The 23,797-nt window shown below is 63.5% G+C and carries 21 protein-coding genes and 6 tRNA genes; 8 read left to right on the top strand and 19 right to left on the bottom strand.

Features of this window, described 5'->3' with window-relative positions:
* Positions 1-49: 49 nt before the first annotated feature.
* The 7 genes from ACSQ3Q_RS10345 to ACSQ3Q_RS10315 all read right to left on the bottom strand — a co-directional run bounded on the left by ACSQ3Q_RS10345 (position 50) and on the right by ACSQ3Q_RS10315 (position 8,424).
* Positions 50-1,240 carry an MFS transporter gene (locus ACSQ3Q_RS10345; RefSeq protein WP_436134293.1) on the bottom strand — a complete coding sequence of 397 codons (1,191 nt, stop codon included), beginning with the start codon at positions 1,238-1,240 and terminating at the stop codon, positions 50-52.
* Positions 1,237-2,958 carry a DNA recombination protein RmuC gene (rmuC, locus tag ACSQ3Q_RS10340; protein WP_436134292.1) on the bottom strand — a complete coding sequence of 574 codons (1,722 nt, stop codon included), beginning with the start codon at positions 2,956-2,958 and terminating at the stop codon, positions 1,237-1,239. Before rmuC ends, ACSQ3Q_RS10345 begins: the two co-directional genes overlap by 4 nt.
* Positions 2,959-3,058: 100 nt before the next feature.
* Entirely contained in the window at positions 3,059-4,042 is a 984-nt protein-coding gene (locus tag ACSQ3Q_RS10335; protein WP_436134291.1) for a 2-hydroxyacid dehydrogenase, read from the bottom strand.
* A gap of 17 nt (positions 4,043-4,059) precedes the next feature.
* Positions 4,060-5,472, bottom strand: a complete 1,413-nt coding sequence (locus ACSQ3Q_RS10330) for a sodium:proton antiporter (protein ID WP_436134290.1) — start codon at positions 5,470-5,472, stop codon at positions 4,060-4,062.
* 94 nt (positions 5,473-5,566) lie between these two features.
* Complete coding sequence (pncB, locus tag ACSQ3Q_RS10325; RefSeq protein ID WP_436134289.1) at positions 5,567-6,787, bottom strand: nicotinate phosphoribosyltransferase; 1,221 nt, start codon at positions 6,785-6,787, stop codon at positions 5,567-5,569.
* 201 nt (positions 6,788-6,988) lie between these two features.
* Entirely contained in the window at positions 6,989-7,489 is a 501-nt protein-coding gene (locus ACSQ3Q_RS10320) for an acyl-CoA thioesterase (RefSeq protein WP_436134288.1), read from the bottom strand.
* Positions 7,486-8,424: a histone deacetylase family protein gene (locus ACSQ3Q_RS10315; RefSeq protein WP_436134287.1), complete on the bottom strand. Its 939-nt coding sequence runs from the start codon at positions 8,422-8,424 to the stop codon at positions 7,486-7,488. Before ACSQ3Q_RS10315 ends, ACSQ3Q_RS10320 begins: the two co-directional genes overlap by 4 nt.
* A 203-nt stretch (positions 8,425-8,627) precedes the next feature.
* Here ACSQ3Q_RS10315 and ACSQ3Q_RS10310 point away from each other — a divergent pair, with 203 nt between their 5' ends.
* From ACSQ3Q_RS10310 to ACSQ3Q_RS10300, 3 genes are all read left to right on the top strand, one after another.
* Positions 8,628-9,176 (top strand): phasin family protein, encoded by a 549-nt coding sequence (locus tag ACSQ3Q_RS10310; RefSeq protein ID WP_436134286.1) that lies wholly within the window; start codon positions 8,628-8,630, stop codon positions 9,174-9,176.
* 362 nt (positions 9,177-9,538) lie between these two features.
* Positions 9,539-10,591: an extracellular solute-binding protein gene (locus ACSQ3Q_RS10305; RefSeq protein ID WP_436134285.1), complete on the top strand. Its 1,053-nt coding sequence runs from the start codon at positions 9,539-9,541 to the stop codon at positions 10,589-10,591.
* A 135-nt stretch (positions 10,592-10,726) separates the two neighbouring features.
* The gene (locus ACSQ3Q_RS10300; protein ID WP_436134284.1) at positions 10,727-11,485 is read left to right on the top strand and encodes a 3-hydroxyacyl-CoA dehydrogenase; all 759 of its coding nucleotides are present in this window, start codon (positions 10,727-10,729) and stop codon (positions 11,483-11,485) included.
* 670 nt (positions 11,486-12,155) lie between these two features.
* Here ACSQ3Q_RS10300 and ACSQ3Q_RS10295 read toward each other — a convergent pair.
* The 11 genes from ACSQ3Q_RS10295 to folC form a co-directional block, all read right to left on the bottom strand.
* Positions 12,156-12,232 (bottom strand) — tRNA-Asp (locus tag ACSQ3Q_RS10295).
* A 52-nt stretch (positions 12,233-12,284) separates the two neighbouring features.
* Positions 12,285-12,360: transfer RNA gene (locus tag ACSQ3Q_RS10290), tRNA-Glu, on the bottom strand.
* Between the two features lie 30 nt (positions 12,361-12,390).
* A tRNA-Ala gene (locus ACSQ3Q_RS10285) sits at positions 12,391-12,466 on the bottom strand.
* Between the two features lie 64 nt (positions 12,467-12,530).
* Positions 12,531-12,607 (bottom strand) — tRNA-Asp (locus tag ACSQ3Q_RS10280).
* Positions 12,608-12,659: 52 nt separating this feature from the next.
* Positions 12,660-12,735: transfer RNA gene (locus ACSQ3Q_RS10275), tRNA-Glu, on the bottom strand.
* A 30-nt stretch (positions 12,736-12,765) separates the two neighbouring features.
* Positions 12,766-12,841 (bottom strand) — tRNA-Ala (locus ACSQ3Q_RS10270).
* Between the two features lie 65 nt (positions 12,842-12,906).
* Positions 12,907-14,328, bottom strand: coding sequence for a glutamate--tRNA ligase (gltX, locus tag ACSQ3Q_RS10265; protein WP_436134283.1), 1,422 nt, complete (start codon positions 14,326-14,328; stop codon positions 12,907-12,909).
* A gap of 113 nt (positions 14,329-14,441) precedes the next feature.
* Complete coding sequence (gene purF, locus ACSQ3Q_RS10260; RefSeq protein ID WP_436134282.1) at positions 14,442-15,947, bottom strand: amidophosphoribosyltransferase; 1,506 nt, start codon at positions 15,945-15,947, stop codon at positions 14,442-14,444.
* 85 nt (positions 15,948-16,032) lie between these two features.
* Entirely contained in the window at positions 16,033-16,521 is a 489-nt protein-coding gene (locus ACSQ3Q_RS10255; RefSeq protein WP_436136975.1) for a CvpA family protein, read from the bottom strand.
* Between the two features lie 28 nt (positions 16,522-16,549).
* On the bottom strand, positions 16,550-17,377 hold the full coding sequence (locus tag ACSQ3Q_RS10250) for an SPOR domain-containing protein (RefSeq protein ID WP_436134281.1): 828 nt from the start codon (positions 17,375-17,377) through the stop codon (positions 16,550-16,552).
* Between the two features lie 30 nt (positions 17,378-17,407).
* A complete protein-coding gene (folC, locus tag ACSQ3Q_RS10245) occupies positions 17,408-18,733 on the bottom strand; it encodes a bifunctional tetrahydrofolate synthase/dihydrofolate synthase (RefSeq protein WP_436134280.1) in 1,326 nt (441 codons plus the stop codon).
* Between the two features lie 47 nt (positions 18,734-18,780).
* Between folC and ACSQ3Q_RS10240 the strand changes: the two genes are divergently transcribed.
* From ACSQ3Q_RS10240 to argG, 4 genes are all read left to right on the top strand, one after another.
* Positions 18,781-19,155 (top strand): arsenate reductase, encoded by a 375-nt coding sequence (locus ACSQ3Q_RS10240; RefSeq protein ID WP_436134279.1) that lies wholly within the window; start codon positions 18,781-18,783, stop codon positions 19,153-19,155.
* 145 nt (positions 19,156-19,300) lie between these two features.
* Positions 19,301-19,960 (top strand): glycine zipper 2TM domain-containing protein, encoded by a 660-nt coding sequence (locus ACSQ3Q_RS10235; protein ID WP_436134278.1) that lies wholly within the window; start codon positions 19,301-19,303, stop codon positions 19,958-19,960.
* A 181-nt stretch (positions 19,961-20,141) separates the two neighbouring features.
* Positions 20,142-20,459, top strand: coding sequence for a pyrimidine/purine nucleoside phosphorylase (locus ACSQ3Q_RS10230; protein ID WP_436134277.1), 318 nt, complete (start codon positions 20,142-20,144; stop codon positions 20,457-20,459).
* A gap of 69 nt (positions 20,460-20,528) precedes the next feature.
* Positions 20,529-21,866, top strand: a complete 1,338-nt coding sequence (gene argG, locus ACSQ3Q_RS10225; protein ID WP_436134276.1) for an argininosuccinate synthase — start codon at positions 20,529-20,531, stop codon at positions 21,864-21,866.
* Between the two features lie 192 nt (positions 21,867-22,058).
* On the opposite strand, the gene murB is transcribed toward argG, so the two are convergent.
* Positions 22,059-23,132 (bottom strand): UDP-N-acetylmuramate dehydrogenase, encoded by a 1,074-nt coding sequence (murB, locus tag ACSQ3Q_RS10220; RefSeq protein ID WP_436134275.1) that lies wholly within the window; start codon positions 23,130-23,132, stop codon positions 22,059-22,061.
* Between the two features lie 74 nt (positions 23,133-23,206).
* Between murB and ACSQ3Q_RS10215 the strand changes: the two genes are divergently transcribed.
* Complete coding sequence (locus ACSQ3Q_RS10215; RefSeq protein ID WP_348714683.1) at positions 23,207-23,692, top strand: YajQ family cyclic di-GMP-binding protein; 486 nt, start codon at positions 23,207-23,209, stop codon at positions 23,690-23,692.
* Positions 23,693-23,797: the final 105 nt, after the last annotated feature.

The raw sequence follows: 23,797 nt of genomic DNA, 5'->3' as shown, positions 1-23,797 counted from the left end.
CACCCAAGCACTTGACCTACTGCGCTTTTCCTCGCTGCCGCCGGTCGGCTCAACGTTGCGCAGCTTCTACCACCTCGGGCTCCCCGCCAATGCGCCACGCCAGCCGTGCGCCCCCTAGCCCCATTGCGCCCACGGCCCAGAAGAGGCCGCTCACGCCGATCACGGCGCCTGCGGAGCCGAACAGGAGGGGCATCAGCACGCTGGATGCATTGATCGCCATGAGGCGCAGGCCCAGGGCCTCGCCCTGGCGGTGCGATGGTGTGATCTGGTGCAGCAGGCTCATCACCATGGGCTGGCCGGTGCCGAGCGCCAAGCCCAGGAGCACGGAGCACAGGCCCATGGTGAGGGCGCTGGTGAGCAGCGGATACACCGCAAACAGCACGGCGGTCACCAGCATGGCGCCGGCCATCACGCCGCGCTCGCGCAAGCGTTCGGCCACGAAGGGCATCAGCACGCGGATGACGGTGGCTGCGATGGCGAACGCGCCGAAGATGGTGCCGATGACTGCGGCCGACAGTCCGCGTTCGTGCCCCAGCAACGGCACCGCAAACGCGTGCACATCCCAGCACGACGAAATCATCCAGTTGACGATCAGCAAACGCCGAAACGGCGCGTCGTTGAGCAGGTCCCACGCCCGCTGGGGCGCGGCGCCCTCGGCGGCGACAAGGGCCGGCAACTCCACCGCGTCGCGCACACAGAACCAGCCGAGCAGCGGCAGCACGGCCAGCAGCACAAAGGCGGCGCGATAGCCCTCCAGGCTGCCGGGCATGCCACCAGCGTGGTCGATGGCGAGCCCCGCGCAGAAGGGGCCGATGAAGTTGGAAACCGCCGGGCCGATGGACAGCCAGCTGAACACCTGTTTGAGCTCGGTGGCGTCATGGACCGCGCGACCGGCGTGCCGCTGCACGGCAATGGTGGCGGCACCCGCCGCACCGCCGGTCATCAATGCCGCCACGCACAACACCGGGAAGGTCGGGAACACCGCGGCCAGCCCCGCGCCGACAAACGCCACGGCGACGGAAAACGCCACGGGCCGTTTCAGGCCATGGCGGTCTGCATAGCGGCCGGCCGGCAGCGCCAGAAAGACCTGCGTGAGCGCAAACAGCGCCACCAGCAGGCCCACCGCCGCGGCGCTGTAGCCCTCGCGCAGCGCCAGCAACGGCGCCGCCAGGCGCATGCCGGCCATGCTGCCGTGCACGCAGACCTGCCCTGCGATCAACCGAGCGAGGGCCCGGTTCATGGCAGGTCGTCCTCAAGGTCCAGCCCCGGCAGGGCTGCGGCTTGGCTGGCGGCCAGCGGCGCCGCGGCATCGGGCGCGGGCAGCACCTGCACATCGCGCAGCTTGCGCTGAATGGCGCGCGTGCGCACGCCCACGTCGTCAAACTTCTTGGCTGCCGCGTCGATGGATTTGCGGGCCGACTCGACGATCTCGCCGAACTTGGAAAACTCGGTCTTCACCGACCCGAGCACGCCCCACACCTCGGACGAACGCTTCTCGATGGCCAGCGTCTTGAAGCCCATCTGCAGGCTGCTGAGCATGGCCGCCAGGTTGGCGGGGCCGGTGATCATCACGCGGCAGTCGTTTTGCACCGCCTCGACCAGGCCGGGGCGGCGGATGACCTCGGCAAACAGGCCTTCGGTGGGCAGGTACAGCACCGCAAAGTCGGTAGTGTGCGGTGGCGAGACGTACTTGCTGAAGATCTTCCTGGCCTCCAGCTTGATCGAAGTCTCGAACGCGTTGCCGGCCGACAGGATGGCGGGCTTGTCGGCCGCATCCTGCGCGTCCAGCAAACGCTGGTACTGCTCCACCGGGTACTTGGAATCGATGGGCAGCCACACCGGCTGCTCGTCGCCGCGCCCCGGCAGGCGGATGGCGAACTCCACCAGCTCGTCGCTGCCGGGCACGGCCTTGACGTTGCGTGCGAACTGATCGGGCGTGAGCACGTTCTCGATGATGGCCCCGAGCTGCATTTCGCCCCAGGTGCCGCGCGTCTTCACGTTGGTCATCACGCGCTTCAAATCGCCCACGCTGGCGGCCAAGGTCTGCATCTCGCCCAGGCCCTTGTGCACCTGCTCCAGGCGGTCGCTCACCAGCTTGAAGGATTCGCCCAGGCGCTGCTCCAGCGTGGCGTGCAGCTTTTCGTCGACCGTGCGGCGCATCTCTTCGAGCTTGGCCGAGTTGTCGGTCTGGATAGCTGCCAAACGTTCGTTGAGCGCCGTGCGCAGCTGCTCGGCATTTTGCTGGCTGCCCTGCACCAGGCCGGCCAGTTGCTGCGATACCGCGTCTTGCAGCACCGAGAACTGGCTGCGGATCTGAAAGCCGTTGGCTTCCAGCTGGTCCTTGAGCGCTGTCGACACCGCACCCATCTGCGTCTGGATGTCGCTCTTGAGCGAGTCGAGCGTGCCGCGCGTGGCATTGCCCAGGGCCTCGAACCGCTCCTGGATGCGCTGCTCGAAAAGCTGCGTGCTCTCGGCCAGCGCCTCGCGCGAGCGCAGGCTGTCGGAGGCGAGGGACTGCGCGGTCTGCGTGAGCTCGGCGCGGAAGGCTGCGAGGGCATCGGACAGCTCCTTGCGCGCCAGCGCGGCCTCGGCCTGGCCCTGAGCTAGGCGCTGCTCCAGCTTGGCCTCAAAGCCGCCAAAGGCCGCCAACAGCTCGGCGCGGCCCGTGCGCGATTCGCCCACGGCCTGGGCCAGCCGCTCGTCCACGGCGCCGCGCAAGGTTTCGAGGTGGTGCTGGGTGGCGTGCGTAAAGCCAGAGAGTTGTTTGGCCAGCGCCTCCATCGCGCCATCGTTGCGCGCCACGGCAAGTTGTGTGGCGTGCGCCGTGTTCTCCAGCGCCTGCAGCCGGGTAAGCCATTCGGCGGGCAGGTCCACACGCGGGCGGCGCAACACCAACACCAGCAGGAGCAGCACCACCACGGCCAGTGCGGCCAGCAAGACAAGCGTATCGGTAGTCAAAATGTAGTTACTATTATTTTTATAGCGACAAGCGCTTATTGATCAAGCGCTAGAGGCCAATTTGGCTTGAATTTTTGCCTGATTGCCACAACGGACGGGTTCACCGGCCCGCCACAGGCGAGTTCACCGGCGTGAGCGGGCCGCGCCCGTCGAAGAACGCGATCAGGTTGTCGGCCGCCAGGTTGGCCATGGCCCGGCGCGTGGGCACGGTGGCACTGGCGATGTGGGGCGTGAGCACCACGTTGGGCACGGTGAGCAGGTCGGGGTGTACGCGCGGCTCGCCCTCGAACACGTCGAGTCCCGCCGCCGCGATGCGGCCTTCGCGCAGCGCCACGGCCAGTGCCGCATCGTCCACGATGCCGCCGCGTGCAATGTTGACCAGCGTGGCGGTAGGCTTCATCAGCGCCAGCTCGGCCGCGCCGATGGTGTGGTGCGACTCGGCGGTGTACGGCACGACCAGCACCACGTGGTCGGCGGTGGCAAGCAGTTCGTCCTTGCCGACGTAGGTGGCCTTGCATTCGGCCTCCAGCGCGGGCAACAGGCGCGAGCGGTTGTGATAGATCACCTTCATGCCAAAACCGTGCGCTCCGCGCCGGGCGATGCCCTGCCCGATGCGCCCCATGCCGATGATGCCCAGCGTGCTGCCGTGGATGTCGCTTCCGGCAAACATGTCGTAGCTCCATTTGGTCCATTGGCCGGCGCGCAGGTAATGTTCGGATTCCGTCACGCGCCGCGCCGTGGCCATCAGCAGCGCAAAGCCGAAGTCCGCGGTAGTCTCGGTCAGCACGTCGGGCGTGTTGGTGCCCTGCACACCCGCGGCCGTCATGGCGTCCACGTCGAAGTTGTTGTAGCCCACCGCCATATTGGCCACGATCTTCAGGCGCGGGGCGGCGGCCAGCAGCGGCGCGTCGATGCGCTGGCTGCCGGTGGTGAAGGCGCCATCCTTGTCAGCCAGGCGCTCGGCCAATTCGTCGGGGGACCAGATGGTGTCATCGGGGTTGTCTTGCACGTCGAAGTGCTGGCGCAGGCGGTCCACGATGTCGGGAAAAATCGCACGCGCGACCAGGATGCGGGGTTTGCTCATCTATGTCAGTCTCCAGATCAACGGAACCAGATAAAGGTCATCACCACGAACAATGGCACGAGGATGCCGCAGGACCACAGCATGTAGCCAAAGAAGCTGGGCATCTTCACGCCACGGTCTTCGGCGATGGCTTTGACCATCATGTTGGGGGCGTTGCCGATGTAGGTGTTGGCACCCATGAACACCGCACCGGCCGAGATGGCTGCCAGCGTGGGGGCGAGCGTGGTCATCAGCACGGCAGGGTCGCCACCGGCGGTATTGAAGAACACGAGGTAGGTCGGCGCGTTGTCGAGGAAGGAGCTGAGCGCGCCGGTGGCCCAGAAGTACATCGCCGGGTCGGGCGACCCATCGGGCCGGGTGACGGCGCGCACCACCGCGCCAAAGGGCCCGTCGACGCCCGCCTTCAGCATCGCGATGACCGGGATGATGGTGAGAAAGATGCCGGCAAAAAGCTTGGCAACTTCCTGCATGGGGCCCCAGCCGAACTGGTTGTCCTGGTGCACCTTGTGAGGCGTGAGCCGGAGCGATGCCAGCGTGACCACCACCAGCCCCACGTCGCGCACGATGCCGGGCAGGCCCACGGCGGTGCCCAGGATGTCGAAGGCGATGGGTGATTTCCAGAACCCGCTGAGCAGCACCAGCGCCACAACCGCCCCGAGCAGCGCGAAGTTGCGCTTGCCGTCAAAGCCGAAGGCGCGGACATCGCGGCTGTCGGGCGTGGGGTCGCTTGGCAGCAGTTCCTCGCGGTGGCGGTACAGCCAGGTGTCGAGCGCAAAAAACAGCACCAGCAGCGTGCCGATGAGGAACAGCGTCTCGGGCAGGATGTGAGCGACAGTCCAGAAAAAGTCCACGCCCTTAAGGAAGCCCAGGAACAGCGGTGGATCGCCCAACGGGGTGAGCGAGCCCCCGGCGTTGGAGACGATGAAGATGAAAAACACCACCACGTGCACCGTGTGCCGGCGGTTGTCGTTGGCGCGGATCAACGGGCGGATGAGCAGCATCGACGCGCCGGTGGTGCCCATGACGCTGGCCAGCACCGCGCCCAGCGCCAGCAACCCCGTGTTGAGCGCCGGGCTGCCATGCAGATTGCCGCGGATATAGATGCCCCCGGAGACGGTGTAGAGCGCCGTCAGCAGGACCACAAACGGGATGTATTCGGCCAGCAGCGCGTGCACCAGGTTCGCCCCCGCCACCGCGGGCCCGAACACCGCCGCGAAGGGCAGCAGAAAAGCCAAGCCCCAGGCGGCTGCGATCTTGCCGAAGTGGTGGTGCCAGAACACCGGCGCAAACAGCGGCACGAGTGCGATGGACAGCAAGATGCCCGCGAACGGCACGCCCCACAGGACCGACAGGCTGCGCCCGTCCACATCGGCAGCCATGGCCGCGCCGGGCAACGCGGCCAGCAGCACGGCGGCGAGCAGCGCGCGCATCCCCAATTTTTTGGTGTCTGTTGTCTCCATCTCACTCCAAAAATCGCGGCCGCTGCGGCCTGCCAGCAAGGTCGCCGTGGGCCGGGGCCTGTGGTCAGGCGGACTGGGGAATATCGAACACCTGGCGCAGATAGGCCAGGTACTTCTCGTCGTCGCACATGCCCTTGCCCGGCGTGTCCGAGAGCTTGGCCACGGGCTGGCCGTTGCACTGCGTCATCTTGATCACCACCTGCAGCGGCTCGTGTGCGGGCGGGCTGCCCAGGTCGTTGGTCAGGTTGGTGCCGATGCCGAATGCCAGCTGGCAGCGCCCGCGAAACTGCTGGTACAGCTCGATGGTGCGCGGCACGGTCAGCGCATCGCTGAAGATGAGGGTCTTGGTCAGCGGGTCGACGCGGTTCTTGCGGTAGTGTTCCAGCAGGCGCTCGCCCCACGCAAACGGATCGCCGCTGTCGTGGCGCGCGCCGTCGAACAGCTTGCAGAAGTACAGGTCGAAGTCGCGCAAAAAGGCGCTCATGCCGTACACATCGGACAGGGCGATCCCCAGGTCGCCTCGGTATTCCTTGGCCCACATCTCAAAGCCGAAGACCTGGCTGTCGCGCAGGCGCGGGCCGAGGGCCTGGCAGGCCTGCAGGTATTCGTGCGCCATGGTGCCCAGCGGCGTCACGCCCAGCTTCATCGCGTACAGCACATTGCTGGTGCCGGCAAACTGGCCCGGGCCTGCCGGTGCGCCGGGGCGGCGGTCGCCGGTGCCCAGCCGGGCCACCAGCACGCGCAGCACTTCTTCGTGCCAGGCGCGGCTGAAACGGCGGCGCGTGCCGTAGTCGGCGATCTTGAGGTCTGCCAGGCCTTCGCCCTGCAGCAGCGCGATCTTGGCATCCAGGCGTTTGCGGCCTTCGGGGAAGTCGGGCACTTTCTGCGTGTTGCGGAAGTAGACCTCGTTGATGATGGCCAGCACCGGGATCTCGAACAGGATGGTGTGCAGCCAGGGCCCGCGGATGGAGATCTCGATCTCGCCGTTGTGCGAGGGGGTGACGGTGATGTACTTCTCGTTGAGCTGGAACAGCCCGAGAAAATCCACGAAGTCGCTCTTGATGAAGCGCATGGACCGCAGGTAGGCCAGCTCGGACTCCTGAAACTGAAGGCTGCACAGAGAACGGATCTCATCGCGGATCTCATCGGCATACGGCGCCAGCTGCACGCCGGGGTTGCGGCACTTGAAGCGGTATTCGACCTGCGCGCCCGGAAACTGGTGCAGCACCACCTGCATCATGGTGAACTTGTACAGGTCGGTATCGAGCAGGCTGGTGATGATCATGGACGGTGCGGGCGCGAGAGGGGGTGCTGGGGGCCGAGCAGCAAAGCCGCAAAGTGTAGGCCATGCCGCCAGGGGCTGCTGAGGGCTCCGCGCCCGCCCTGCCGGGCTGTTGTTTCAAGCCGAAATAGCCTCTAGCGCTTGCTTTATAAGCGCTGATAGCTATCAAATAAATAGCAAACGCGTTACTGACATCCACCGGCGTCAACCAGCGACCAACAACTCCTGCAGCACTTTGCGCAAGGCATCGGGCACCGGCACGGGCCGGCGGGTCTCGCGGTCGACATAGACGTGGATGAAGTGCCCGGCGGCGGCCGTGAGGGGCTCGCCCTGGGCGAACAGGCCCACTTCGTAGCGCACGCTGGAGCTGCCCAGCTTTGCCACACGAATACCTGCCTCGACGGTCTGTGGAAAAGCCAGCGGTGCGAAGTAGTTGCACTGGGTCTCGATCACGAGGCCGATGGTGCCACCCGCGTGGATGTCGAGCACGCCCCGGTGAATGAGGTGCGCGTTCACGGCCGTGTCGAACCAGCTGTAGTACACGACGTTGTTCACATGGCCGTACACATCGTTGTCGGCCCATCGCGTCGTGATGGGGCGAAACACCCGGTAGGCGCTGCGGGGCTGCGGCGCAGGGCGTGAAGGTGTGGGTGACTGAGCGGCGTTGGAAGGGTTGGCGGTGGGGGTGCTGGGGGCGGACGTCATGGGCGCACATTCTGCCAGCGCTGGTGGTATTCCCAGGCTACGCGCCAGGTGTTGAGCTGCGCGGTCAGGGTGTCTTCCAGGTCCCGTCCATAGCCGCCCGCCATCGCAAAAACAAGTGGGATGCGCCGTTGCCAAGCCCAGTCGAAAACGCGCCGGTCACGCGCCTCCAGGCCGTCGTGCGTGACGGCCAACCGGCCCAGGCGGTCGCCCTCGTGGGGGTCGGCGCCGGCCAGATAGAACACCATCTGCGGCGTGAAGCGCTGTTCCAAGGCGTCCAGCGCGTGCGCCAGCGCCTCCAGGTATGCGTCGTCGGTGCAGCCGTCGGGCAGCTCGATGTCGAGGTCGCTCGCCTCCTTGCGAAACGGAAAGTTGCGCGCGCCGTGCAGGGACAGCGTGAACACGCTGTGGTCTTCGCGAAAGATGTGGGCGGTGCCATTGCCCTGGTGCACATCGAGGTCGATCACCGCGACCTTGAGCGGGCTGGTGTGGCGGCCCCGCGCCCTCGCCCACTCCAATTGCATGAGCCGCGCAGCCACCGCCACATCGTTGAACACACAAAAGCCGCTGCCCTTGTCGGCGTAGGAATGGTGTGTGCCCCCGGCGAGATTGCCGGCAATGCCTTCTTGCAGAGCCACGCGGCTGGCGGCCACCGTGGCGCCCACCGAACGCCGGGCGCGCTCGGCCATGGCGGGGCTCCAGGGGAAGCCGATTTCGCGCTGGGCGGGGGCTGGCAGCGTGCCATCCGCAATCGCATCGATATAGCTGCTGGCGTGTGCGAGGGCCAGCTCGCTGTCGGCGGCCGGAGTAGCCACCTGCAGCGAGATGCCGGGCAGGTGCTGCGCAATGCGGTCGCGCAGCAGGCGGTACTTGGCCATGGGAAACCGGTGGCCATCGGGCAATGGCAGCACAAACTGGTCGGCGTAATAGGCGTGCATGACGCGATTGTGGCAAGGCGCAGATTCCTGGAGGCGCGTCCCTAATTTGCTGCATCGCAGCAAAAACCTCTTGCAAACCCGCGGCAAGTCCCTAAAATTCGATCCATGCTGCACTGCAACATGACTACTCGATGAGTCAGGGCCAGCGCAGATGTCTGTGAAGCACTACGGCCTACACGGCCTCAATTTTTAGGAGATATGACATGACGCTGACCGCTGAACAAATTCTGGCATCCCACAAAGCCAACCTGGAAACCCTGTTTGGTCTGACCACCAAGGCCTTCGAAGGCGTGGAAAAGCTGGTTGAACTGAACGTGACCGCCTCGCGCGCCGCTCTGTCGGAAGTTGCCAACCACAGCCAAGCTGTGCTGGGTGTGAAGGACGCACAAGAGCTGCTGGCCCTGCAAGCCGGCCTGTTCCAGCCCCTGGCTGAAAAGACCGCTGCTTACAGCCGCCACCTGTATGACATCGCTTCGGGCACCGGCGCCGAATTTGGCAAGGCTTTCGAAAGCCAGACCGCTGACGCACAACGCGCCTTCACCGGCCTGGTCGACAGCGCTGCCAAGAATGCACCTGCGGGTTCCGAAACCGCCGTGGCTGTGATGAAGAGCGCCGTCTCTGCTGCCAACAACGCTTTTGAATCGGTTCAAAAGGCCGTCAAGCAAGCGTCGGATGTGGCTGAAGCCAACTTCAACGCCGTTGCCAGCACCGCTGCCAACGCCGCCAAGACCGTAGCTCCCCGCAAGCGCTGAGCTTCACAGGTGTGGTCTGGAGGGCTCCCTCTAGACCATCCTGCAGGAAAACCCTGATAATCGGCCCATGGCTGTAACACAACGTTGCAGCCGGCCAGTTGTCTCCTTGGATCCTCTCGAAACCCCCGTTTCTGGGATCCTTTTGAAGCCCGGTTTTGCGACCGGGCTTTTTTTTGTCTGAAGGTTAGCGCCCCGAGATCTGGGGTTGAACTGGGCGCTTCGGGCCCGCTTCGCCGAGCGTGCCAAGCTTGCGCTGTCTCAGACAACGCGCTAAAAGCCCGTCCGCGGCCTCGGCGTTTATTAAGAACAATTCGCGTTTCGTTTTATCATCGGAGGGTTACAACCCACCGAAAGACGCATCCATGTCGAAGACTGTGAAAGCCTTGTTGAGCGCCTGCGTACTGGCCACCGCCGCGGGCACTGTATCTGCCCAGGAGCAGGTCGTGAACCTCTACTCGGCCCGCCACTACTCCACTGACGAGGCGCTGTACACCGGTTTCACCAAGGCCACGGGCATCAAGATCAACCGCGTGGACGCAGACGACGCTGGCATCCTGGCGCGCCTCAAGGCCGAAGGCACGGCCTCCCCGGCGGACGTCATCCTGCTCGTGGATGCTGCCCGCCTGTACAAGGGCGAGATCGACGGCCTGTTCCAGCCCATCAAGTCCCAGGTGCTGAACGACGCCATTCCTGCCAACCTGCGCGCTGTACCCGCGGCCGATGGTGGCATCGCCTGGTACGGCCTGTCCACCCGAGCGCGCGTCATCGTCTACAACAAGATCAAGATGCAGAAGTCGGACGTGGACACCTACGAGGAATTGGGCGACCCCAAGAACAAGGGCAAGCTGTGCATCCGCTCGGGCTCGCATCCGTACAACCTGAGCCTGTTTGGCGCCGTGACGGAGCACCTGGGCGAGCAAAAGGCCGAAGCCTGGCTCAAGGGCATGGTGGCCAACTTGGCCCGGCCACCCAAGGGCGGCGACACCGACCAGATCAAGGCCGTTGCCGCGGGCGAGTGCGATATCGCCGTCACCAACAGCTATTACTTGGCCCGCATGATGCGCTCCAACAAACCCGAAGACGTGGCCGTGGTCAACAAGGTGGGCGTGGTGTTTCCCAATCAGGAATCGTGGGGCACGCACCTGAACATTGCTGGCGGCGCCGTGGCCAAGAACTCCAAGAACCAGGCCAACGCGGTCAAGTTCCTGGAATACCTGGCCAGTCCTGAAGCCCAGAACTACTTTGCCAATGGCAACAACGAATGGCCTGCTGCCAAGGGCGTCGCCCTGGACAACCCTGCGCTCAAGGCCATGACCAACGGCCAACCCTTCAAGAGCGAGACCATTCCCATCAGCGCCGTCGGCGCCAATACGACCAAGGTGCAGCAGATGCTGGACCGCGTCGGCTTCCAGTAAGCAGCTTGTCGCCGCGCTGTCGGCGGACGTGCCCCCCCAACAGCCCGGCCCCGCCGGGCTGTTTTCATTTCACCCAACAATGCGGTGTCGGCCATAATTGACGTTTACGTTAACGTCACTTACAGGAGATATCTCATGGAAATCAAAGGCAAGGTGTTCATCGTCACTGGCGGCGCATCAGGACTGGGTGAAGGCACGGCGCGCATGCTGGCTGCGCAGGGCGGCACCGTCGTGATCGCCGACATGCAGGCAGACAAAGGCGAAGCCGTAGCCCGCGAGATCGGCGGCGCGTTTGTGAAGTGCGACGTGAGCAATGAGGCGGACGGCCAGGCCGTGGTGGCTAAAGCGGTCTCGCTGGGCAAGCTGATGGGCCTGGTCAACTGCGCCGGCATAGCCCCCGCCGAGAAGACCGTGGGCAAGAACGGTGCGCACGCCCTGGCCGTGTTCAGCAAGACCGTCACGGTCAACCTGATCGGCAGCTTCAACATGATCCGCCTGGCCGCCGAAGCCATGAGCAAGAACGAACCCGAGTCGACCGGCGAGCGCGGCGCGCTGATCTCCACCGCCAGCGTGGCCGCCTACGACGGCCAGATCGGCCAGGCAGCGTATTCCGCGTCCAAGGGCGGCGTGGTGGGCATGACCTTACCGATCGCCCGCGACCTGGCCCGCAACGGCATCCGCAATATGACCATCGCCCCCGGCATCTTTGGCACGCCCATGTTGTTTGGCATGCCCCAGGAAGTGCAAGACGCACTGGCCGCAGGCGTGCCTTTTCCAAGCCGCCTGGGCACGCCGCAGGACTACGCCAAGCTCGTGCAGCACATCTTTGAAAACGACATGCTCAACGGCGAGGTGATCCGCCTGGACGGCGCCATTCGACTGGCGCCTCGCTGATTGCTATATATTTAATAGCTAAAAGCGCTTATTCCGCAAGCGGTGGGGCCAATTTTTGCCTGAATTGTCCCTGCTGGACTGACGCCCTGCGGCACTACTCAGCATTGACACTCCAGACCCGCACAGGCGGGCACCTGGGCCATGCCCTGCGCGGTTGCTGCACGACCAAGGGAACCCGTTCTGCCCTCGCGCCAGCCAAGGCTCGCACCACGCTTTCGAACTGAATGGCGCTGGTGCGATGCCGCTAAACGGAAACGGATCGCAAAGCCACTGGTGGGACCTGGCGCGACGACTTATATGGATATTTGAGGCGCTAGGCACGCTCGCAGAGACGACAACGCGGTGGCGGATCAAAGTGTCCTGACGGACTTCCGACCTGCTACTACTCTGGCGCTGCCGCTTCCACTGCATCCTGGCTGCCACGGACCGCACTGGCAGGCTCGGCCGGTGAAATTTCCGGTGGCCTTGGGCAGCGGTGGCAAACAATGAATCCTTAATTTCCAGAAGACGCCGACATGCCCAGTTGGAAATCCGTGAGTACGCGATCTCGGATTCACTGCCCTATTCGCAAACGCCGCGCACAAAGAAAAACGGACCGCAGTATTAACTACTGCAGTCCGTTTAATTCCTCGCCACACCACGGCAAACAAATTGCCGCGTCATGAAAATCTGGCGGAGTGGACGGGACTCGAACCCGCGACCCCCGGCGTGACAGGCCGGTATTCTAACCAACTGAACTACCACTCCTGGCAGGCAGCTTTTCGCTTGCATTTCTCAACACAAGCCAAGCGCTACAACTTGGCGACCCTACGGGGATTCGAACCCCGGTACTCACCGTGAAAGGGTGATGTCCTAGGCCTCTAGACGATAGGGTCAAAACCTTGGAACTATCCAATATCAAACTTTGGTGGAGGTAAACGGGATCGAACCGATGACCTCTTGCATGCCATGCAAGCGCTCTCCCAGCTGAGCTATACCCCCACGATCCTTTGGTCGAGACCAAAGAAAAACCCTTGCATATCAAAGACCTGCAAGGGTTTTTGACTGGCGGAGTGAACGGGACTCGAACCCGCGACCCCCGGCGTGACAGGCCGGTATTCTAACCAACTGAACTACCACTCCTGGCAGGCAGCTTTTCGCTTGCATTTCTCAACACAAGCCAAGCGCTACAACTTGGCGACCCTACGGGGATTCGAACCCCGGTACTCACCGTGAAAGGGTGATGTCCTAGGCCTCTAGACGATAGGGTCAAAACCTTGGAACTATCCAACATCAAACTTTGGTGGAGGTAAACGGGATCGAACCGATGACCTCTTGCATGCCATGCAAGCGCTCTCCCAGCTGAGCTATACCCCCACTGAATGACTCGAAACACACTGTGCTTGTTGTCATCATCTGAGCCTTGAATTATAGACAGATTTTCAGCGGTTTCGCAAACGTGCTACAACTTTTTCGCGGCCTACCAGCTCCAGCACCGCATCGACCGAAGGCGTATGGGCTGTGCCTACGGTCAGCACCCGCGCAGGCATGGCGAGCTGGGGCATCTTCAGACCCTGGCTTACAAGCACCTGTTTGAACGCGGCGCTGATGGAGGCTTTGTCCCATTCGCAGGCAGAAAGTGCGTCGGCCAGCGCGTCCAACGCGGGCGCAATGGCTTCGGTGACATGCTGCGCGCGCTCCGCATCGACCGGGGTCACATCGCCGTAGAACACGTGTGCCCAGTTGGCCAGCGCGACTGTGGTGTCGCACCGGTCTTTGAACAGGGCGCAGATCCGCGCAAGCCGGCCATCCGCCAGCGCAGTGGCTGCAACGCCGCGCTGCTCCAGCTGCGGCGCCACCAGGGCAGCCAGTATGTCGTCTGCCGTGGCTTTCAAGTGCTGGGCGTTCACCCAGCGCAGCTTCGCCTCGTCGAACTGCGCAGCACTGCGGCCAAGGTGGTCCAGATTGAACCAGGCCAGGAATTGTTCACGGCTGAAGATCTCGTCATCGCCATGGCTCCAACCCAGGCGGGCCAGGTAGTTCACCATGGCGTCGGGCAAGTAGCCTTCCTCACGGTACTGCGTCACGGGTTTGGCACCGTTGCGCTTGCTCATCTTTTCGCCCTGCTCATTGAGCACAGTCGGCAGGTGGGCATATACCGGCGGTTCCTTGCCCAGCGCGCGGAAGATATTGATCTGGCGCGGCGTGTTGTTCACATGGTCGTCGCCACGGATTACGTGGGTGATGTCCATGTCGATATCGTCGACCACCACGCAGAAGTTGTAGGTGGGTGTACCGTCCGGGCGCGCGATCACCAGGTCGTCGAGTTCGTCATTGCTGATCTCGATGCGTCCCTTGACCTTGTCGTCCCAGGCCACCACGCCGCCCTGCGGATTCTTGAAGCGCAGCACGGGCTGCACACCCTCGGGAACAGCCGGCAGGGTCTTGCCGGGCTCAGGGCGCCACGTTCCGTCATAGCGGGGCTTCTCTTTGGCGGCCATCTGCTTTTCACGCAGAGCATCAAGCTCGGCCACGCTCACATAGCAGGGATACACATGGCCGGCGGCCTGCAGGTCAGCGAGAACTGCCTTGTAGCGCTCCATGCGCTGCATTTGGTAGAACGGGCCTTCATCGTGGTCCAGGCCCAGCCACTTCATGCCTTCAATGATCACATCCACGGCAGCCTGGCTGGAGCGCTCGAGGTCGGTGTCTTCGATGCGCAGAATGAAATCCCCACCGGTTGCGCGCGCAAAGGCCCAGGGGTACAGGGCCGAGCGGATATTGCCCAGGTGGATGAAGCCGGTGGGCGACGGTGCGAAGCGGGTGCGCACGCGGCCCACGCTGGAATCAGTGGTTTCAGTCATATCAATAAGTTCTGGCCCTCACGGGGCCAGCTTCAAAAATCAGTCAGTGCAGTCAGCGCAACAATGCATTGCGCCACCGCCCGCAAGCAAAACAACAAGTGAGGGCAGCAGCCTTACGCCTCTTGCGGGTTGGGCAGCGCCAGGCGCGACGTGTCGTCCTCGCCCTCTTCCACCCCCACGCGTCCTTCGTTCAGGCTGGCGATGCCCTCGGCAGTGATATCGCCCGTGACGTAGACACCGTCAAAGCAAGATGCATCAAACCCAACGATGGCGCTGTTGAGCGCGCCGATCGCCTTCTTCATGCCGTCCACATCTTGGTAAATGAGGGCGTCACAACCGATGGCCTGGCGAATCTCTTCCACAGTGCGTCCGTGCGCCACCAGCTCGCTGCTGGTTGGCATGTCGATGCCGTATACATTGGGGTAGCGCACCGGGGGCGCAGCGCTGGCCAGGTACACCTTGCGGGCGCCAGCATCGCGCGCCATCTGCACGATCTCGCGGCTGGTGGTGCCGCGCACGATGGAGTCGTCCACCAGCAGCACGTTGCGGCCCTTGAACTCGCTGCCGATCACGTTGAGCTTCTGGCGCACGGACTTCTTGCGCACGCCCTGCCCCGGCATGATGAAGGTGCGGCCCACGTAGCGGTTCTTCACAAAGCCTTCGCGGTACGGAATGCCCAGCAGATGCGCCAGTTGCGTGGCACTCGGCCGGCTCGACTCGGGGATCGGAATGATCACGTCGATTTCGTTGGGCGGAACGGTGGAGACCACACGTTTGGCCAACGCCTCCCCCAGATTCAGCCGCGCCTGATACACCGAGATGCCGTCCAGCACCGAATCAGGACGCGCCAGGTAGACGAATTCGAAGATGCAGGGATTGAGCTGCGGATTCTCGGCGCATTGGCTCGCGTGAACCTTGCCGTCGAGCGTGATGAAAATAGCCTCTCCGGGCTCGACATTGCGCTCGAACACGTGGGAGGTGCCCTCCAGGGCCACCGACTCGCTACCGACCATGACCGTGCCATCCTGGCTGCGCCCCATGGCCAGCGGACGGATGCCGTGCGGATCGCGAAACGCCAGCAGGCCGTGGCCGGCAATCACAGCGATCACGGCGTAGGAACCCTTGACGCGCTTGTGCACTGCGCGCACTGCCGCAAAAACATCGTCGACCTGCAGCGGTACGCCATGCGTCGAGCGCTCAAGCTCGTGGGCGAACACGTTCAGAAGGACTTCGGAGTCGCTTTCGGTATTGGTATGGCGGTGGTCCGTCTGGAACAGTTCGGTGCGCAGCTCGCGGGCGTTGGTCAGGTTGCCGTTGTGCACCAGCACGATGCCGAAGGGCGCATTGACGTAGAAGGGCTGCGCCTCTTCCTCGCTGTAGGCATTGCCGGCCGTGGGGTAGCGCACCTGCCCCAGCCCCGCATTGCCAGGCAGACCGCGCATGTTGCGTGTGCGGAACACGTCACGCACCATGCCCTTGGCCTTGTGCATGAAGAATTTGCGGCCCTGCTGGGTCACGATGCCCGCTGCGTCCTGGCCGCGGTGCTGCAACAGCAGCAAGGCGTCATAGATCAGCTGATTGACGGGCGTTGGACTGACGACGCCGACGATTCCACACATAGTTGTTTTCCATCCATTTGCGGGAACAGCCCCGCGGCAACCACGCAACGGCAGCTTCTGGCCGCCGCCACATCGATATCAAAAATCAAGAAGGCAGATGCTTACCAAATTCTTCCGGTAACGCCGGTTTCAAGCCCTTGAGCACATCGGCCAGCACCGGAGCAGCCCACGATTCTTGCCACCAGGGTGCCTCATGCAGCGGAGTGAGGCCCGCCACCACGGCAACCGCCAACAACAGCACCAGGCCCCGCAACACCCCAAACACCGCACCCAGCGTGCGATCTGCCGGGCGCAGGCCAATGGCTTCGATGAGCTTCTTGGCGAGCCACGTGAGAAATCCGCACACGAAAACCGAGCCTACAAAAACCACTGCAAAGCCGGCGGCATAACGCAAAGACCCGGCCGACTCGCCCATGGGCAACAGAGCGGCCATATCGTCGGCAAACCACTGCGCCACAAAAAATGACACCACCCAGCCCAGCAGCGACAGCACCTCGAACACCAGTCCCCGCCAGGCACCAATCAACATCGACGCCAGCAGCACCGCCACAAAAATCCAGTCCAGGGCCGCCACGGACACGCGTAACCTTTGCGGCTTGTACTCAGAGCGTGAGCACCGAGGCCGACAGGTCCAGCGCCCGGATGCGCGCCGCTGCCTTGTCTGCCTCGCCACGGTCAGAGTACGGACCCACGCGAACCCGCGTGCGCTTGCCGTCCTTGGTGTCCACCACCTGGGTATAGGTCTTCATGCCTGCGCGTTCCACCTTGGTACGTGCTTCCCGGGCCTTGTCTGCATCTGCAAAAGCGCCGACCTGGACGATGAATCGGCCGTCCTCGGCCTTGGCAGCGGCTGCAGCACCAGCGTCGGCGGTCGTACGGCCTTCCAGCAATGCGCGGGCTCGGGCGGCATCGTCGGGTTTCGGCGTCGGTTTATGTTCAGGCGCTGGCACGGGTTTGGGCTCAGGCTTGACTTCTGGCTTGGGCGCTGCGGCGGGGGGCGCCGACGGCTTCGGTGCCGCGGGGCGCGATCCCTGTACCAGTTCTTCGCCTTCGGTCAGGCCGTTGTTGCCAGCCACATTGCTGCGCGCTGGCGCTGGGCGCTGAGCTGCCGCCGGAGCGTCGGGCACGGTGGGAGCCCTGGCAACCGGAGCTTCGGCCACGGGGCCAGGCACAACGAGGGGCGCCACTTTGTTGCGGTCAGGGATTTCGATGGGAATGTCGACCGGGATCGGCCGAGGCTGCGTGTCAAACAGCATGGGAAAGCCAATGACACCGACCAGCACCAGAACCGCCGCGCCAATCAGCCGGTGGCGGGCGCGCCGCCGCATCACTTCGATGCTTTCGGCCTGCGGGGTACGCGAACGCCTGTTGGGCTTTTCAGCCGGCGCCTGTTCAGTTTGACCGGGCCAGCGAAACTTGAAAAATGCCATGAAGTAACTCGTTCGGACCTCGAATGCGCCCTATTGGCCCAGATGTTTGGCGTGCAGGCGGGGCGTTCCGTTGATCAACACACCACCCACCGTATAAAACGAGCCAAAGACCACGATTCTATCAGCGGGGTCTGCCGCCGCGACCGCCGCGTCCAGCGCTGCCTGGGGGTCTGGGTGCAATGTCGACGTCACATCGCGGCGCCCGCCGGCCACCATCTGCACGGCATTCCATTTCTGTTGCAAAGCGGCTGCGGTCTCGGCGCGTGGTGTGGGCAGGTTCGTAAAGTACCACCGGTCCACCAGTGGCCCGACCTTGGCCAACATGGGGCCGAGGTCCTTGTCGGCCATGGCGCCGAAGACCGCGTGGGTCGTCGGAAAGAAGCCCATCGCGTCCAGATTGGCGGTGAGCGCCGCCACAGAATGCGGGTTGTGCGCCACGTCAAGCACGAGGGTGGGCTGCCCCGGCACGATCTGGAAACGCCCTGGCAGCTCCACCATGCCCAGACCGTTGCGCACCGCCTGCGCGGTGACAGGAAGCCGGTCGCGCAGGGCCTCGAAAGCGGCGAGCACACCGGAGGCGTTGATCAACTGATTGGCCCCCCGAAGCGACGGATACGCCAACCCCGCATAGCGGCGGCCACGCCCCGCCCAGCCCCACTGCTGCTTGTCGCCCGAAAAATTGAAGTCCTTGCCGAAGCGCCAGAGATCCGCGCCGATTTCCATGGCGTGGTCCACCACGCTCTGCGGAGCCACTGGGTCGCTGACGATGGCGGGGCGGCCGGTGCGCATGATGCCGGCCTTCTCGCGGCCAATGCTCTCGCGGTCGGGCCCCAGATATTCGGTGTGGTCGATGTCGATGCTGGTGACGATGGCGCAGTCGGCATCGATCACGTTGGTGGCATCCAGCCGCCCGCCCAGTCCGACTTCGAGAATCGCCAGGTCAAGCCGCGACTGGCTCATGAGCCGCAGGATCGCCAGCGTGGTGAATTCGAAGTACGTGAGCGATATTTCGGAACCATTTTGGACCCTGGCGCTTTCTACAGCTTCGAAGTGCGCTATCAAATCAGAAGCGCCCACGATCTCGCCATGGACCCGGCAGCGCTCCTCAAAATGCACGAGATGAGGCGAGGTGTAAACGCCCGTGCGGTAGCCCGCCTGCAGCGCCACGGCCTCCAGCATTGCGCAGGTAGAGCCCTTGCCGTTGGTGCCTGCCACGGTGATCACGGGGCATTCAAAACGCAGCGCCATGCGTTGCGCGACTTCGCGGACGCGGTCCAGGCCCATGTCGATGTTGCGGGGGTGCAGCTGCTCGCAATGGCGCAGCCAGTCTTCCAGGGTGTGGTGGGTGGTGTGCATACAGCCGGGGATTGTCGCCCAGGCGGTAACTGGCGGATGATTGCGGCATGACAACCTCACACATCACGCTCTACGGAATCCCCAACTGCGACACCGTCAAAAAAGCCCGGACCTGGTTTACGGACAACGGGTTGGACGTGGTTTTTCACGACTTCAAGAAACAGGGCGTACCCGCTGACCGGGTCCCCCACTGGATGGCCGCGGTGGGGTACGACAAGCTCATCAACCGACAGGGAACCACTTGGCGCAAGCTCGAACCCAATGTCCAGACGGGGGTGCAAGACGAGGCCAGCGCCAGCGCACTCATGGAGGCGCAACCCAGTGTGATCAAGCGGCCAGTGGTGGAATGGCAGCACGGGGGCGAGACCCACGTATCGGTGGGTTTTGTACCTGACCAGTGGTTGGCTTGGCGCGGAGCCTGAATCTTGAGACGAAGAAAGGGCCAGGAGCGGAGATATTGCACAAATCTTTACGCAGATTTACGGCGGTCGCGCCCTGTATTGACCTTACGGGCCTAAACTTTTTCACACTCTGGTGCGTTATGCACCGATCCAAAGGAGTTTCTCCATGAAAAAAATCGTCCTCTTTTCCGCTCTCGCAGCCGTTGCCACGGTGGCAAGCGCCCAAGAACAAGGCCGTGTGCTGTCGGCCACACCCGTCGTGCAGCAAATCGCCACGCCCCAGCAGGTGTGCGGCAATGAAACCGTCTACAACGGCAACCGCACCACCGGCGCAGGCGCCGTCGTGGGCGCGATTGCCGGCGGAGCAGCCGGCAACGCCATCGGCAAGGGCAGCGGCAGGGCCGCCGCCACGGCCATCGGTCTCATCGGCGGCGCGGTGATCGGCAACCAGATCGAAGGTGGCCAGCCGCACTACCAAAACGTGCAGCGCTGCACGACCGAGACGTATTACCAAAACCGCACCGTCGGCTACGACGTGGTTTATGAATACGCAGGCCGCCAGTACACCACCCGCACCCAGAACGACCCTGGCCGTTGGATCCCGGTGAGCGTGCAGCCCGGCCAGACCTATTCCAACCAACCCGACCCGTACGCGTCTCAAGGGGTTTACAGCCAGCCCGGCGTGGTCACGTCGACCTACCCTGTGCAACCTGCATACCAGCAGCCGGTGTACCAACAGCCTACGTACGTGAGCCCTCCGGTCACGGTGATCGAATACGGCTACGACCGGCCGTATCACCACCCTCGCAATCCGTACTGGCGTTAAGCCGGTGTTGGCCGACGCGATATATTGGTCACCAGTGCAAAAGGAGCCCTTCGGGGCTCTTTTTTTTGCCCACGCGCCGCCTTGCTCCGCAACATTGCGCCCGCGCGGCAACATGCCGCCCGAGAGTCGGCGCGCCCTGTCCTAAAATCGCTGGTTTCCTCCAACCCGAAGCAGCGCATCCATGACCACCGAAAAAATCGACGGCGTGTCCGTCACCACCCAGGCCAATGTGTACTTTGACGGCAAGTGCGTGAGCCATGGCATCACCTTTGCGGATGGCACGAAGAAGTCGGTGGGCGTGGTGCTGCCCGCAACGCTCACCTTCAACACCGGCGCACCCGAGATCATGGAATGCGTGGCGGGCTCGTGCGAATACAAGCTGGACGGCACTGATGCCTGGGTGAAGTCTTCGGCTGGGGACAAATTCAACGTGCCGGGCAACTCCAAGTTCGACATCCGCGTGATCGAGGCCTACCACTACATCTGCCATTTCGGCTGAAATTTGATTGTTTTTGGCCTCTAGCGCTTGTCCAGAAAGCGCAAGCAGCTATCTTTTTAGAAGCATTCCATGGCAACCATCCTCCAGAACCTCCCCCTCGGCCAAAAGGTCGGCATTGCCTTCTCGGGCGGCCTCGATACCAGCGCAGCCCTGCACTGGATGAAGCTCAAGGGCGCTGTGCCCTACGCGTACACCGCCAACCTCGGCCAGCCCGACGAGCCCGACTACGACGCCATTCCTCGCAAAGCGATGGAGTACGGCGCCGAGAAGGCTCGTCTGGTCGACTGCCGCACGCAATTGGCCCACGAAGGCATCGCGGCCCTGCAAGCCGGTGCCTTCCACATCTCCACCGGTGGCCTCACGTACTTCAACACCACGCCCCTGGGCCGTGCCGTGACCGGCACCATGCTCGTGGCGGCGATGAAGGAAGACGACGTCAACATCTGGGGCGACGGCTCGACCTTCAAGGGCAACGACATCGAGCGTTTTTACCGCTACGGCCTGCTGACCAACCCATCGCTCAAGATCTACAAGCCGTGGCTGGACCAGCTGTTCATCGACGAGCTGGGCGGTCGCGCCGAAATGTCGGCGTTCATGACCCAGGCCGGCTTTGGCTACAAGATGAGCGCCGAGAAGGCCTACAGCACTGACAGCAACATGCTGGGCGCCACGCACGAAGCCAAGGACCTGGAGTTCCTGTCCAGCGGCATCCGCATCGTGAACCCCATCATGGGCGTCGCGTTCTGGAAGGACGAAGTCGCCGTCAAGGCCGAGGAAGTCTCGGTGCGCTTTGAAGAAGGCCAGCCCGTGGCACTGAACGGGGTGGAGTTCAACGACCCTGTGGAGCTGATCCTCGAAGCCAACCGCATCGGCGGCCGTCATGGCCTGGGCATGAGCGACCAGATCGAGAACCGCATCATCGAGGCCAAGAGCCGTGGCATCTACGAAGCCCCTGGCTTGGCGCTGCTGCACATTGCCTATGAGCGCCTGGTGACCGGCATCCACAACGAAGACACCATCGAGCAATACCGCATGAATGGCCTGAAGCTGGGCCGCCTGCTGTACCAGGGCCGCTGGTTCGACCCGCAAGCCATCATGCTGCGCGAAACCGCCCAGCGTTGGGTGGCGCGCGCCGTGACCGGTACCGTGACGCTGGAGCTGCGCCGCGGCAACGACTACTCGCTGCTCAACACCGAGTCGCCCAACCTGACCTACGCACCCGAGCGCCTGTCGATGGAAAAGGTGGAAGACGCGCCGTTCTCGCCGCTGGACCGCATCGGCCAGCTGACCATGCGCAACCTGGATATCTCGGACACGCGCCACAAGCTGGGCGTGTATGCCCAGTCGGGCCTGCTGTCATTGGGCGGCAACGCAGCCCTGGCTCAGCTGGAAAACGACCGCAAGTGATGCCCTCGAGGAGGCGGAGGGCTGGGGAACGCCCCTTGCCAGCCGCCACTTCGAAAATTTTGTATCAAAACATGGCCTAGCGCTTTATCTATAAGCGCCAGCAGCTATGAGATAAATAGCAAAGCCACCGATTCGGTGGCTTTTTTTATAGGATTGGACGGGCGACTCCCCGCGCGGCCGGAGGTGGAGGTGCTACACCACTACGGGCTCAGGCTCCAGCCGGATGCCAAACCGCTCGTACACACTGGTCTGGATCGCCTTGGCCAATGTCATGACTTCGCCACCCGTCACGCTGTCGGCCCCTCGGCCGCGGTTGACCAGCACCAGCGCCTGTTTTTCGTACACACCCGCCTTGCCGATGGACTTGCCCTTCCAGCCGCAGGCATCGATCAGCCAGCCCGCCGCCAGCTTGATGCTGCCATCGGGCATGGGGTAATGCACGATCTTGGGCTCGCGCGCGATGATGTCGGCGCACTGGTCGGGCGAGACGGTGGGGTTCTTGAAGAAACTGCCCGCGTTGCCCACCACGGCAGGGTCGGGCAGCTTGGCGCGGCGGATCTCGCAGACCCAATTGAAGATTTGCAGTGCAGTGGGGCTCTCAACCCCCTCCTCCACCCGGCGGCGCTCCAAGTCGAGATAGCCCAGCACCGGATTCCAGGGCTTGGGCAGGCGAAATCGCACATGCGTGATCACCGCACGCCCCGCAAGGCCCATGCCCCGCGGCAGGCCGTCAGCACCCTGGGCGTCAGACGGTGCGTGCTTGAACACCGAATCGCGGTAGCCAAAACCACACTGTGCGGCGTCCAGCGCGAACGCGCGGCCCGTGGCCAGGTCGATGGCGTCGAGGGACTCAAAACGGTCCTGCAACTCCACCCCATAGGCGCCGATGTTCTGCACGGGCGAGGCGCCCACGGTCCCCGGGATCAGCGCCAGGTTTTCAAGGCCCGGAAAGCCGTTAGCCAGCGTCCAAGCTACGCAGTCGTGCCAGACCTCACCAGCGCCGGCTTCCACGATCCAGGCCTTGGCGGTTTCCTCGACCAGCCGCAGGCCCTTGATCTCGACCTTGAGCACCACAGGCTTCACGTCGCCGGTCAGGATGATGTTGCTGCCGCCGCCCAGCACAAACTTCGGCGCGGACGCCAGCACCGGATCGGCCAGCAATGCCGAGACATCGGCTGCGGAATGCACGCGCACCAGCGTTTGGGCGCGGGCGGCAATGCCAAAGGTGTTCCAGGGCTGCAAAGGGGCGTTTTTCTCGACTACCATTGGTCCGATTGTCGCATCGGGCCACTAGTGCCCACTGCCACGCACCCCCGTTTCCCCTGAGATAGAGAGCCACAATGCCATCTTTTGACACCGTCTGCGAAGCCAATCTGGTTGAAGTGAAAAACGCGGTTGAGAACACCGCCAAGGAAATCGGCACACGCTTCGATTTCAAGGGCACGTCGGCCAGCATCGAGATCAAGGACAAGGACATCACCCTGATCGGCGACGCCGACTTTCAGCTCACACAGATTGAAGACGTGCTGCGCAACAAGCTCACCAAGCGCAATGTGGATGTGCGCTTTCTGGACCTGGGCGACGTCCAGAAAATGGGCGGCGACAAGGTCAAGCAGGTCATCAAGGTGAGGAACGGCATCGAGAGCGAACTCGCCAAGAAGATCCAGAAGCTGATGAAGGAGAGCAAGCTCAAGGTGCAGGCCGCGATTCAGGAGGACAAGGTGCGCATCACCGGTGCCAAGCGCGACGACCTGCAGGCCGCCATGGCCCTGATCCGCAAGGATGTGGCGGACGTGCCGCTGTCGTTCGACAATTTCCGCGACTGAAGATGAGGTGGCAACCCCCTGAGGCGCTTCGCGCCTTCCCCCGTCTCTGTCGCGCTTCGCGCGGGAAGGGGGACGACGCCAGTGCGGCGGGGCGGCCCTTGCGCG

The sequence above is a fragment of the Acidovorax sp. LjRoot129 genome (genome assembly GCF_964253765.1).
Classification (GTDB): Bacteria; Pseudomonadota; Gammaproteobacteria; order Burkholderiales; family Burkholderiaceae_C; genus Acidovorax.
This window is presented reverse-complemented; position numbering and strand designations above follow the sequence as displayed.